Raw genomic sequence first — 11788 nt, 5'->3', positions numbered from 1 at the left:
TAAGGACTTCCGAACGCGTAGAGATTAACCGGTTTTGATGGGACCGGGCGTCCACAGGCCGGAACGCTGGATCTCGGTGGCTGTGATCTTCGCCGGCTCAGCCGATCGGTCGTACGGTGTGTACTGCTCGATCGATCCCCAGTCGCGATCCCAGTCCCCGTCCAGGTACGACGGGATGGTGCGGGCCGAGGCAACGACATCAATCCATCCGAGCGGGCCGCCGCCGAAATGGTCCTGCCATGCGTTGGTGATGACGGCACCGCTGCGGTCCGGCAACACCCGGTACTGCGGAACTTCGGCAACCCCGAGTCGGTGATCGAACGGATGCTGACACGGAAAGTTGAAGCCCACCTCCCAGTCCAACAGCACCGGATTCTCGCGCCCGACCACCTCGTTCAACGTCTGGGTACGCGGCACCCGCGGCGGGGTGACCGCGAGCCACTGGTCCGGGTCGCGGTCGGTGTCACTCAATACCAAACGAATCATGTTGCTGCCGGCGGGAATCAGGTCCATCGGCACCCGCAGGTTGCGCCACGACGGCGTCGGGCCGATGTCGATGGGCGTCACCCGCCCCTGCGCCCGGCCGTCCACTCCGTACTCGAGTTCGAGGTTCTGGCCGTAGGTGACGATGCCGTCGGAGTTCACCGAGCGGATGCGTCCGGCCGCGGCAATGGAGACGAGCTGACCGGGATCGGCGGGCAGCGCGTACCAGCCGGTGGTCAGGGTGGCGGGAGTGTCCGATCCGAACGATCCCAGTACCGGCACGGTTGCAGGGTCGAGGCCGTACGGCAGTGCACTGCCCCCGGTTCCGGCTCCGGTTGTCGACGTCGGCTGTTGCTGATCCTCGGTGTCGACGGTGTTCGAGGTGCCCGACGCCGAGGATTCCTTGTCTGCGGTGAGGTCCCGCGCAACCCCGTCCGGGGTGAAACCGTCGTTCTCGGCCCCGAGAGCAGCGAAGGCGTCGCCGCTGACCGGTTGCAGCACATCGGGATTGGGGTTCGTCTCGAGCAGCACGTCGTTCGCAAGTCCACACGTGTTGCCGGCCAGCGCCGACAGGTTCGATTTCGCGACCGAGTACGACGGCCACTGAGCCACCGCGCCCTTGGCCATCGATGCCACGGCCAGCAGCACCATCAGACCTGCGGCCACGGCGATCGGCGGCACCGACCACCATCGCGCCATCGGCTTGTCGGCGCGGACGTACGGCGCACGCAGATGGAACCACACGGCGGCGAGCAACAGCAGTACCGTCAGGCCGAGGAACATCGTCGAGATGCCGAGGCCGGCCACGAGAATCGGCTTGTCCCAGAACGGAACTCCCCACGCCGAGACGTACCAGTAGCCGTTGGTTCCGGTGAAGGCGACCGCCGTCAGGAACGACACGGCCGCTGCGAACAGCAACCGGTTGCGCCGCGAACGGAGCACCGCTGCGCCGGTTGCCACGGCCGCGAGCACCGCAACCGAGGCCGCGAGCCCGGCGAACACACCGAAGTGATGCGTCCATTTGGTGGGGGTGATCATCATCAACGCCATGGCCCCGACGGTGATGCCCACGATGCGTCGAGCGGGTCCGGTGGCGGTGCCGGGAATCTTGCCGCCCTTACGCAGCATCGCGATCACCACCGCGATCAGCGAGACGACCATGACGAACACCCCGAAGCGGCGCGCCAGCGAGCCGTCGATGTCCATGTTCATCAGCCACTGGTAGCGCAGGTACTCCTCGAACCATGCCTGGCTCGGCCCGGCCGCAGTGTGCACCCGCTGCATCTCGAGCATCCCGGCCACGGTCTGATTCCCGAACGCGAAGACGAGTACCACCGTGCCCGACGCGACCAGCGGGGCGAGCAGTGTTGCCGCGCCGAGTGTAGTGCTGCCGAACTCGCGAGCGCGGGCGACGACGATCTGAATCACCGGCCGGGCACCGGCAATCAGTGGCGCGAAACAGATGAAGCCCGACGGTGCGCACGTGACCGTCAACGCAGCGATCAGAATCGCCGCTGCCGCAGGCAGCAGTCGCCGTGTCGCGATGGACCGCTCCACCGAACACCACGTCAGCAACACGCCCAGAGCAACGAACGGCTCCGGGCGCAGACCGTTGTTGTACGGCAACCAGAACGCCAGCATTACCAGCCCGCCGGTCCACAGCGCAGTTTTCGACGCGCGGGCAGCGGCACCGAACCGCGGGATCACCTCACGACTGAGGACGAGCCAGACGACGACGCCGCAGATCAACGTCGGGATCCGCATCCACACACTGGCCGTCGACACGTGCGAGAGGAGGGTGAACATGTCGTACAACGGTGTGCCGAACGGTGTTTCGGGCACCCCGAAGTAACGGAAGTAGTTGGCCATGTACCCGGCGTGATCGGCCGTGCGTGCCATGCCCAGTTGATAGCCGTCGTCGGAGGTGTTCGCGCCGATGACGTGCCACACCAGCAGCGTCCCGATCACCACCGCGTCGGCCGGCCCGAAGCTCCACCAGCGACGCGGCAGGAACCGGCGGGCGCGGCGGCCATCGGACAGGTCGAGGCGGTGCAGGGCCACCAGCGAGATTCCTGTGGCGAGCACTCCGACGATCATCGCGAACCACTTGAGCGCACTCGGCGTGGACGAGAACCTACTGTCCAGCTCGGCCTGCAGCTGCAGACCGGGAACGTTGCCCTGCAGATCGCTGAACACTCCGACCAGCTGGGGCCGCACGTCGCCCTCGCGGGAGACGGTGTCGTCGCCGGTCAGTCCGACCGTTGTCGCGGTGCCGTTCGAGGTGATCGTCAGCGAGCAGTCGCCCGCAGTCGATGGGCTCAGTTCCGAGACCGGCTTCTCGAGCAGGACCGAATCGCGCAGCGTCACTTTCAGTTGCGACGTCTCGCCGCCGGTCACCTCGGCGACGAGACCGTAGCGATAGGCGTCGGGCGATCCCTTGGGCGAGGTGGACAGCAACAGGCCGCCGTCGGAGAGATCAGCCGCGGCTGCACAGGGAACGGTCGCGTCGACGCTGATCGGGGTGTAGCCGACGAGCGGAGCCTCGACATTGCCGACGGTGTCGCTCTGAGGCCAGGTCAACGACGACTGTTGTTGTTCGATCGGCAACAGCGGTATCGAGATCGTCAGCAGGATTCCCACCAGTGCGGAAACGATCGCGACGAGCCGTGCCATGCAAACTTCTCCCACCGATGTCCTGGTCCAGGTCGCTGATCAAGGTACCAGTGCGACCTGTGTGAACCCGGCCGTCAGTTCTCGACCTGCACCGCATATCCCGCTGCGCCCAGGGCGTCGAGAACCGTGCCGCGGTGATCGGGTCCGCGTGTCTCGACGGTCAACATGACGTCGACTTCCTCGAGACCCAGACGTCCCCCGGTGCGGGAATGCACGACGTCGACGACACTCGCACCGGCGTCGCGCACGACGCCCAGGACGCCGGTGAGTCCGCCGGGCTTGTCCGAAATCGTCACCCGCACCGCCAGATAACGTCCACCGGCCCGAAGCCCGTGGGTGATGACATGAGTGAGCAGCAGCGGATCGATGTTTCCGCCCGACAGCACCGCGCACACCGACCCCGTCAGCCCCAATTCCTCGGCCGAGTGCGTCATCAGTGCTGCCACCGCAGCGGCACCGGCCGGTTCGACGATGAGCTTCGCTCGCTCGATGCACAGCACCAAGGCGCGGGACAGCGCGTCCTCACTGACGGTGACGACGTCGTCGACCCAGCCCTGCACATGATCGAACGGCACCGACCCGGGGAGACCGACAGCGATGCCGTCGGCCATCGTCGACATCGACGTCAGCGCGATCGGGTGGCCCGCCTTCAACGACGCCGGCCACGCGGCCGCGCCCTCGGCCTGCACGCCTATAACCCTGACGTCCGGTTTCGTCAGCTTCACCGCTGCGGCGACCCCCGCCAACAGTCCCCCGCCGCCGGTGGGGATCACGATGGTGCCGACGTCCGGCATCTGCTGCAGCAGTTCGGTTCCGAGCGTCGCCTGCCCGGCCACGATATCGAGATGGTCGAACGGGTGGATGAGCGTGGCACCGGTACGGTCGGCGAACTCCCGTGCCGACGTCAGAGCCTCGTCGACGGTATTGCCCACCAGATGAACCGTCGCGCCGTACGCCTTGGTGGCGACGAGTTTGGGCAGCGACACTCCGACCGGCATGAACACCGTCGAGGTGATCCCCACCTGCGACGCGGCCCACGCGACACCTTGAGCGTGGTTGCCTGCGCTGGCCGCCACCACGCCTCGGGCGCGCTGGTCGGCGTCGAGCCTGGCGATCCGGTTGTACGCCCCGCGCGGCTTGAACGATCCGGTGCGCTGCAGGTTCTCGCATTTGAGGCGCACCTCGTGACCGGTCAGGTCGGACAGAATCCGTGACGCGACCACCGGCGTCCGGCGCATGACCGGCCCCAGCAACGCCTCGGCCGAGGCAATATCCGACGTGGTCACCCGAACGATTTCCGACACAACCGCAGTATGCCAGGAAGAATTGCGCCGCCGATCCGGCCGAGGTGCACCGCGTCACTACAGTTGTGGAGTGCAACACCACAGTGCCCACGACGAGTCGCGCGGAAGTCTGGAGATCAAACACCGTGCGCTGTCGAGAACGGCCATCGCGGCGGCATCGAAGGACCCTCGGGTCACCCGCACCACCGGCGGCATGTCGCGCTTGACCGGCCGCGAACTTCCCCGAGCCGATGTCACCCTCGGAGAGGACACCGTCTCGGTCAACCTCTACATCGGAGTGCGCTGGCCCTCGCAGATCACCGACGTGACCGAGTCGGTTCACCGCTCCGTCGAGGCCGCACTGGCGACGATGACCGGCGTGCACGTGCATCGGGTGAACGTGCTGGTGTCGGATACCGCGCTGGACCGTTCGGCGCGCGGTTCTGCTGATGATGTTGCTGCTGCGGTGGTTTCACCTCGACCACCCACGGCCGGTCCCGCGGCGATGCCGGTGGCGCTGGTGTTCGGGTTCGCCCTCCTCGCCGTGGCGTTCGTGGCCGGTCGCGAATTCTTCATCGCTCAGGGACACCTGGACGGCAGTCCATGGATCGCCGATGCCGTGCACTGGGTTTCGCAACTGCACTGGCAGGGGTGGATGATCGCGCCCGCCATCGGATCGCTAGTCGTCGGTGCACTCTTCGTCTTCGCGGGCGTCAAACCGCGGACGAGAACTCATTCGGGATTGGGCGGCCCGACACCTACCGTCTGGGCCACGCCGACCGACATCGCTCGATTGTGCAGTGCTGCAGCGCAGTCCACCCGCGGAGTCGTGGACGCGCATACCGTCGTCACACGCAGGAAGATCGAGGTCCGGGTGGAGCGAGATCGAGCTGTTTCTCCGGACAGTGCCGACGCTGCCGTGCGCGCTGCCCTCGGTCCGTTACTGTCCGTCGCCGCGGGTGGGCGGCGTCTGACGGTGCAGCACTCGGTGTCGCAACCGACACGGGTGTCGTAGTGAAAACCTTTGTCGCCGGAGTGGATCGACTCGTTGCCGTGATCGCGGGAGCCACTCTCCTCGCCGGTGGAGGCTTCGCACTTGCGTGGCACTACGACGTTCCGTGGGCACGGGAGACGCTCTCTCGCTTCGAGCGTGCTCGTATTGCCGAACTGCCGCAGCAGGGTTGGTGGGTCCCGACTCTGGCAATCGTCGTCGCGGTGGCCGTCGTCGCGGCGCTGGTGTTGTTGATCGGCAACTTCTCACCACGCACGACCGGAACGGCGGGCGTCATCGAGAAGCCACACTTCTCGGCGCATGTGGACCTGAGTGCGATCGCGTCGGGCGTGGCCGCGGAGTTGGCGCAGTTCCCTGGTGCCAGACGGGCCAGGGGAACTGCCATCGACGACCGAGGTATGCCCACCATCACCGTATCGGTTTATGCTGCAGCCGATTTCGACGTTGTCGGCTTCACCGCCGAAGCCGAGTCCCGCGCCGCGTTCGTGGCACGGTCTCTGGGCGGTGCAGATGTGGCGACACGCGTCCAACTGCACATCGACAAACGGACCTGACGTCACGTTACGGTGGATCCATGACGGCATCGACGCGTAGCAGATTCGAGCGATGGTCCGGCGGAATGCCCCTCTCTGTCCCGGTGGCATTCGGAGCAGTACTGGTGATTGCCGCGTTCGCCTCGAAACTCGGTGACAGTTCCCTCTACTTCTACGTCCCTCTGGTGTTCGCGACGACCGGGACGATGATCTGGCTCAACGCCCGTCGCACCCCCGATAGAACCGGCCTGCTCCACGCCGCTGTCGGATCAGCATTGCTGATCGGATGCGGCATCGTCGTCGCGGTCTGCGGACTTGCCGGAGGCGTGATGCTGGACTCGACCACCTTCTGGGCATCGATAGCGGTGACCGCGGCAATTGCCGCACCCATCGGTGCCGGAATCACTCCGTTTTCGTCGCCGCGGGCCTGAGTGCGGCTTCGCCGCAGTGGTGTGGATATGTGCCCCAGATGGCGCATATCCACACCACTGCCGCAGGCACCTACAGGCGCGGGTCCACCGGCTCCGATTCCAGTGCCAGTACCGCGAACACGGCCTGGTGGATGGAAAAGAGCGGCTCACCGCGAATCGATCTGTCCAGTGCCTCCATTCCCAACGCGTATTCGCGCAGAGCCATCGACTGCTTGTGTCCCACGTTTCGGTTACGCAGTGCAGTGAGTCGATTCGGGTCGGTGTAATCCGCACCGTAGATCAGTCGCAGGTACTCCCGGCCCCGAACCTTCATGCCGGGCTGCATCTTTCCGCGCGGCATGTTGGCCGCCGGTTTGACGACCATGCCCTCACCGCCCTGTGCCGTCAGCTCCTCCCACCATCTCTCCCCTGCCGCAACCGAATCCGACGATGACAGATCGACCTCGATTCGACGCGTCGTCGTGAACAGCTTCGGCGCAATGGCCACCAGTCGATCGGCCAGTGCAAGGTGCCATTCGTGCGGGCGGTCCGCATACGTGCCGGCGCCGGAGGCCAACAGCTGGAACGGGGCGAGGCTGACGCCTGCCAGTCCATCCGTCGGCCAGCTGTACCGCCGATACGCAGCAGTGAACTCGGCGAGGTTGCGCTGCCGACTCACGTTCCGTTCCTGCAGTTCGGACACGGCCAGGCCGCGCGAGGCCGCCCGAGCGAGCACGGACTCCTCGGCCTCGAGATTCGCCCGGGACACGGCAGCAGGCACCGCATACTCGGACTTGATCAGGCCCTCCGCCTTGGCAGACCAGGGCATCAGTTCGCAGTCGAGAACCAGCCAGTGCGAGGACAATTCGTCCCACACGCCGGCCCCCTCCAGAGCGTTGGCCACCCCAGCGATCAGCACCCCGGTCACGGTCTCGTCGAACACCGGCCGACCGGTCCGCGTGTACGCGGTGCCGAGGACCCCGTCGGGAGCGTCGAACTTCGCCCGAGCGGTGTCAGCATCGCGGCACACCACGACGACCACCCGCGAGCCCATGTGCTTCTCCTCGCAGATCACCGTCGACGCACCGAGCGCCCGATACGCGTCGAATGCCTCCGTCGGGTACTCGAGATAGCCCTCTCGTTCCGAGGTACGACTCGGTGCCACGGTCGGCGGAAGGTAGTGCAGCCACTGCGGAGCCAAGGCGAACCGGCTCATCACTTCCAATGCGCCCGCGGCATTCTCCGGACGAATCGACACACGCCCACGCAGCGCAGTCTCCACTCCGGTCGGTCCGATGACGTCCGACAGATCCAGCGAGGACGACTCCCGAACGAACCCACCCAGCGGCCGGGTCGGCTCGTACCAGACCTGCTCCGCCGGCACCGAGACGACCTCCCGCTCCGGATACCGCAGCGCCGTCAACTTGCCGCCGAAAACACACCCCGTGTCCAGACACGCAGTGTTGTTCTCCCACTGCACCTCCGGCACCGGCGTGTGCCCGTACAGCACAGTCGCCGACCCGCGATAGTCCTGAGCCCAGGGATACCGCACCGGCAACCCGAATTCGTCGGTCTCGCCGGTGGTGTCGCCGTACAGGGCAAAGCTACGTACTCGGCCCGACGCCCGGTTGTGGTACTTCTCGATCAACCCCGCGTGCGCAACGACGAGTTTTCCGCCGTCGAGCACCAGGTGTGCGACGAGGCCATCACAGAATTCGAGCACGTCGCGGCGGAACTCCTCGGTCTCGCCGTCGAGCTGCTCGAGTGTCTCGGCCAAACCGTGTGAGGCAGTGACCTTCCGACCGCGCAGCGCCTTGACGAGCTTGTTCTCGTGATTGCCCGGAACTGCCAGTGCTGCGCCGTTTGCCACCATCCCCATCACGAGCCGCAGCACGCCGACCGAATCCGGCCCACGGTCGACGTAGTCTCCGACGAACACCGCACTTCGACCCTCCGGCGGCGTTGCACCGACTGCCTTACCGTCTGCGTCGCGCTTGAGCGTGTAGCCCAAAGTCGTGAGCAGGCTTTCGAGCTCGGACAGACATCCGTGAATGTCGCCGATCACATCGAACGGCCCGGAAAGCTCCCGTCGGTCGCTCCGCAGCGGGGTACGAACGAACGTCGCCGACGCCACCGCGTCGACGCCGTCGAGGACATGGACCGAGCGAAAGCCTTCTTTGGGCAGCCCTCGCATCGAGCGCTGCAACTGGGACTGCTGGCGGCGCAGCACGTCTCGGCCGAACGTCCTGTCGCTGCGGTCCGCGTTGCGCTGTGCGCAGACCGGTTCCGGCACGTCGAGCACCACGGCAACCGGCAGGACATCGTGCTCACGAGCCAAGGCGATCAGGGCCTTGCGAGCCGCCGGTTGCACGTTGGTGGCGTCGACGACGGTGAGCAGACCGGCCCGCAGCCTGGTTGCGACGAGAAATTCCAGGAGCGCGAACGCGTCCTTCGTGGCGCTCTGCAGGTTGGGGTCGTTGCTGACCATCCCTCGACAGGCATCACTCGACACGGTTTCGTACGGGCCGAACCGGTCTGCAGCGAAGGAGGACTTCCCCGATCCACTGATGCCGACGAGGACGACGAGGGACAGGTCCGGAATCTCGTAGGTACTCACTGGGACTGCTCCTCTCTGGTGAATAACGCGATCTGGGTAGGGCTGCCGAGCACGTCGTCGACGGGTCCGATGCGGTCGAAGCGAACCGTGTAGGCGTGTGCGTCCGCCACCGACGTCGCCCACTGCTCGAATTGGGCACGGGTGAACTCGAATCGGTGATCGACGTGCCGAAAGGCCCCGGCGTCGAGGCCCGGGTACAGCACGTTGTATTCCGAGTTGGGCGTGGTGACGAGCACCGTCCTCGGACCGGCCTCCCGAAAGACCGAGCGCACCAACGCCGGAAGGCGTTCGAGGTCGATGTGCTCGATGACCTCCATGAGCACCATCGCGTCGAATCCCTGCAACCGCACGTCGCGATAGGTCGCCGACGACTGGACCAGTTCGATGCGTCCACGCTGCCGATCCGACATCTCGTCGAGCCGGAGCCTGCGCTGCGCCTTCGCCAGCGCACGATCACTCACGTCGGCACCGAGTATCCGCTCGATTGTGTTGTGCGCAAGCAACTCACGCAACAGGCGACCCTCGCCGCACCCCATGTCGACGACCGACTTCACACCGGCATCACCGAGTGCGGCCAGTACCGCATGTAGTCGCTGCTCGGCCAACGTCGGATCCCGTGGGCTGACAACCTCTTCCGGCGCATCGGGGACCAGACGATCGAGTGCGGACTCGACGAGCTCACGCCGGTGCGCAAGATATCGGGAGGCGATCAACGACGACTCCGGATGCTCGCCGAGCCAATCCCCCGCTGCCCGAACGAGTTTGTCCGCCTCGTCCTCACCGACCCAATAGTGCTTGGTGTCGTCGAGCACTGGCAGCAGTACGTACAGGTGCCGCAGCGCAGCCGACAGAGGAAAGGTGCCGGTGAGTACCAGATCCACGTATTCGGAGTCGCCCCAGTTCGGCTGCGTCGAATCCAGTGGGATCGGGGTGGCCTCGACATTCCATCCGAGGGGTCCGAACAGCCGAGGCGCAAGATCTGGCGAACCGCGCGACGGCGCGGCCGGCATCGTGACGCTCAGATCGATTGCCGCAGAGACCAATTCGGGTCTTGTGGTACAGACGCCTGCCAGCGTCTGCTTGAACAGCCGCGACAGCGCTACCGCCAATGCGGAGGCGGCGTCGGCATCGGCGAGAACGGCGACGGTGGTGCACTCAGCCGAGACCTCGGGATACAGCACCGTGGTGGCACCCATCGGCAGGTTCCAGCTCTGCACGCGATCGGGGTGCTTGTGCAACAAATACCCGATATCGGAGGCGTCCGGGAAATCGGTTGTGGCATTTGCAGTCACGGTCAGTAGCACCGCAGCGACGTTACGGGACAGCCGCGTCCGATGCGTCCCATTTTTCGGTCGTGTACTCCCCTCTACCCGCCGGATCAATGCGACTTTGTTGCAGTCTGAGCGACTGAAACCCACATTGATCCCAACGGGAGGGCCGTCCAACGGGAGGGCCACACAAGGGAGGCCGCACATTGAGGAGGTCGCGTGCACACGCAAAAGCGGCACCCACCAGAAGGTGGGTGCCGCTGTCGTAGAGCTGGGTGAAGCTAGATCACTTGATGATCTTCGTGACGCGACCGGCTCCGACGGTACGACCGCCCTCACGGATTGCGAAACGCAGGCCGACGTCCATGGCGACCGGCTGGATCAGCGTGACGGACATCTCGGTGTTGTCACCGGGCATGACCATCTCGGTGCCCTCGGGGAGGGTCACAACGCCCGTAACGTCCGTGGTACGGAAGTAGAACTGCGGGCGGTAGTTGTTGAAGAACGGCGTGTGGCGGCCGCCCTCGTCCTTCGAGAGGATGTAGGCGTTGCCCTCGAACTCCGTGTGGGGAGTCGTGGTGCCGGGCTTGATGATGACCTGTCCACGCTCGACGTCTTCGCGCTTGATGCCACGAACGAGGAGGCCGACGTTGTCGCCTGCCTGGCCCGAGTCGAGCAGCTTGCGGAACATTTCGATGCCGGTGACGGTGGTCTTGGTCGAGCCGGGGCGGATGCCGACGATCTCGACCTCTTCGTTGACGTTGACCGAGCCGCGCTCGATACGTCCGGTGACCACGGTGCCACGACCGGTGATGGTGAAGACGTCCTCGACGGGCATGAGGAACGGCTTGTCGGTCTCACGGACGGGGTCCGGAACCGAGTCGTCGACGGCCTGCATGAGCTCCAGAACCGACTCGCCCCACTTCTCGTCACCCTCGAGTGCCTTGAGTGCGGAGACCTTGATGACCGGTGCGTCCTCGTCGAACTCCTGCGAAGCGAGGAGCTCGCGGACCTCCATCTCGACGAGCTCGATGATCTCGTCGTCGTCGACCATGTCGGCCTTGTTCAGTGCGACCAGGATGTACGGCACGCCGACCTGGCGGGCCAGGAGCACGTGCTCGCGGGTCTGCGGCATCGGGCCATCGGTAGCTGCCACGACCAGGATTGCGCCGTCCATCTGTGCCGCGCCGGTGATCATGTTCTTGATGTAGTCGGCGTGACCCGGTGCATCGACGTGCGCGTAGTGGCGCTTGTCGGTCTGGTACTCGACGTGGGAGATGTTGATCGTGATACCACGAGCCTTCTCCTCCGGAGCCTTGTCGATCTGATCGAAAGCCGAGGCCTCGTTCAGGTCCGGGAACTTGTCGTGCAGAACCTTGGTGATTGCAGCCGTCAGCGTCGTCTTACCGTGGTCAACGTGACCGATGGTGCCGATGTTGACGTGCGGCTTCGTCCGATCGAACTTCGCCTTCGCCACTGTGTGTCCTCCTGGACTGATCTGTGCGCGCC

General features: G+C 65.5%; 8 protein-coding genes. 3 read left to right on the top strand and 5 right to left on the bottom strand.

Annotated elements, in window-relative coordinates:
- Positions 1-24: 24 nt before the first annotated feature.
- Entirely contained in the window at positions 25-3156 is a 3132-nt protein-coding gene (locus CH285_RS19260; RefSeq protein ID WP_094643989.1) for an arabinosyltransferase domain-containing protein, read from the bottom strand.
- A gap of 74 nt (positions 3157-3230) precedes the next feature.
- Positions 3231-4394 (bottom strand): threonine ammonia-lyase, encoded by a 1164-nt coding sequence (gene ilvA / locus CH285_RS19255; protein WP_217900701.1) that lies wholly within the window; start codon positions 4392-4394, stop codon positions 3231-3233.
- Positions 4395-4530: 136 nt separating this feature from the next.
- Between ilvA and CH285_RS19250 the strand changes: the two genes are divergently transcribed.
- The 3 genes from CH285_RS19250 to CH285_RS19240 are packed head-to-tail and all read left to right on the top strand — an operon-like array spanning position 4531 to position 6415.
- Complete coding sequence (locus CH285_RS19250; RefSeq protein ID WP_176458511.1) at positions 4531-5454, top strand: DUF6286 domain-containing Asp23/Gls24 family envelope stress response protein; 924 nt, start codon at positions 4531-4533, stop codon at positions 5452-5454.
- A complete protein-coding gene (locus CH285_RS19245; RefSeq protein WP_094643986.1) occupies positions 5454-6005 on the top strand; it encodes a hypothetical protein in 552 nt (183 codons plus the stop codon). The genes CH285_RS19250 and CH285_RS19245 overlap by 1 nt, the downstream gene beginning before the upstream one ends.
- A gap of 20 nt (positions 6006-6025) precedes the next feature.
- Complete coding sequence (locus CH285_RS19240) at positions 6026-6415, top strand: hypothetical protein (protein WP_032390551.1); 390 nt, start codon at positions 6026-6028, stop codon at positions 6413-6415.
- Between the two features lie 70 nt (positions 6416-6485).
- Here the strand turns inward: CH285_RS19240 and CH285_RS19235 are convergent, their stop codons facing one another.
- The 3 genes from CH285_RS19235 to tuf form a co-directional block, all read right to left on the bottom strand.
- Entirely contained in the window at positions 6486-9011 is a 2526-nt protein-coding gene (locus CH285_RS19235) for a polynucleotide kinase-phosphatase (RefSeq protein WP_094643985.1), read from the bottom strand.
- Positions 9008-10303 (bottom strand): 3' terminal RNA ribose 2'-O-methyltransferase Hen1, encoded by a 1296-nt coding sequence (locus CH285_RS19230; protein ID WP_255032484.1) that lies wholly within the window; start codon positions 10301-10303, stop codon positions 9008-9010. The genes CH285_RS19235 and CH285_RS19230 overlap by 4 nt, the downstream gene beginning before the upstream one ends.
- Positions 10304-10565: 262 nt before the next feature.
- Entirely contained in the window at positions 10566-11756 is a 1191-nt protein-coding gene (gene tuf / locus CH285_RS19225; RefSeq protein ID WP_032365471.1) for an elongation factor Tu, read from the bottom strand.
- Positions 11757-11788 lie beyond the last annotated feature (32 nt).

It is taken from the genome of Rhodococcus sp. 05-2256-B1 (assembly GCF_002258465.1).
Classification (GTDB): Bacteria; Actinomycetota; Actinomycetes; order Mycobacteriales; family Mycobacteriaceae; genus Rhodococcoides; species Rhodococcoides fascians.
Note: the sequence above shows the minus strand (reverse complement) of the source record. Positions and strands in the feature narration are given on the sequence as shown.

Bases quoted from the DNA above. Each gene is read 5' to 3' on its own strand.
- CH285_RS19260 (WP_094643989.1), bottom strand. From the start codon at position 3,156: ATGGCACGGCTCGTCGCGATCGTTTCCGCACTGGTGGGAATCCTGCTG.
- ilvA (WP_217900701.1), bottom strand. From the start codon at position 4,394: ATGCGCCGGACGCCGGTGGTCGCGTCACGGATTCTGTCCGACCTGACC.
- CH285_RS19240 (WP_032390551.1), top strand. From the start codon at position 6,026: ATGACGGCATCGACGCGTAGCAGATTCGAGCGATGGTCCGGCGGAATG.